The organism is Vibrio sp. 1641 (assembly GCF_033339995.1).
Lineage (GTDB): Bacteria > Pseudomonadota > Gammaproteobacteria > Enterobacterales > Vibrionaceae > Vibrio > Vibrio alginolyticus.
The window spans coordinates 1-528 of record NZ_JAWOVP010000482.1 but is presented as its reverse complement, the minus strand read 5'-3'; the positions used below and the strand labels follow the sequence as shown (position 1 = coordinate 528).

1 protein-coding gene and 1 pseudogene are annotated in these 528 nt (G+C 43.8%); both read right to left on the bottom strand.

Annotated features, from left to right (window positions below; genetic code table 11):
- Positions 1 to 179, bottom strand: a 179-nt coding sequence (locus R7Z47_RS26690; protein ID WP_318131002.1) for a DNA-formamidopyrimidine glycosylase family protein, incomplete at its 3' end; no start/stop codon positions are given.
- Positions 180 to 281: 102 nt separating this feature from the next.
- Positions 282 to 528, bottom strand: a pseudogene (locus R7Z47_RS26685) (hypothetical protein); the annotation flags it as partial.

Sequence of the window (528 nt, the reverse complement as noted above, 5' to 3'; positions counted from 1 at the left end):
AGCAAATACTTTGCGCGGCGGTGAATAGCTCGAATCACTTGCCCTTCAAGCAATTTCAGCTCTTGCGGGATATCCCAGCGCAGTTTGGGTGTGCGAAAAACAAATGCCTTAATCGTTTGTCCAACCATATGTGGACTAATACCCATTCGGCTTACTTCAACTTCTGGTAATTCAGGCATTTAATTCTCCTTAAAACACTCAAAGCCTTACTGAAAGGCAGTTAGCATAATCGAAAAGTACAAGCGTAAACACTGCTTACCTACGAGGTTATTGACCACCTCTCACTTAGGCATGATGTAATTGCTCTCAACAGAAATCGCGATCCACTTGTTTTGCCAATTCTTGAACAACCAAAAATCATGAAGACGATAAAGAGTAATTCGCTGCGGTTCTTCGACGCCTTGATACCAGACTTCGATGGTTTCTGGTGTGCCTAACTTATCTTTAAGAGTGTCGTATTGCTGCGCAGATAACTCCGTACCTTCGAGCGCTTGCCAGCGAGCAATAAGTTCAGATAGAGGGAAAGGA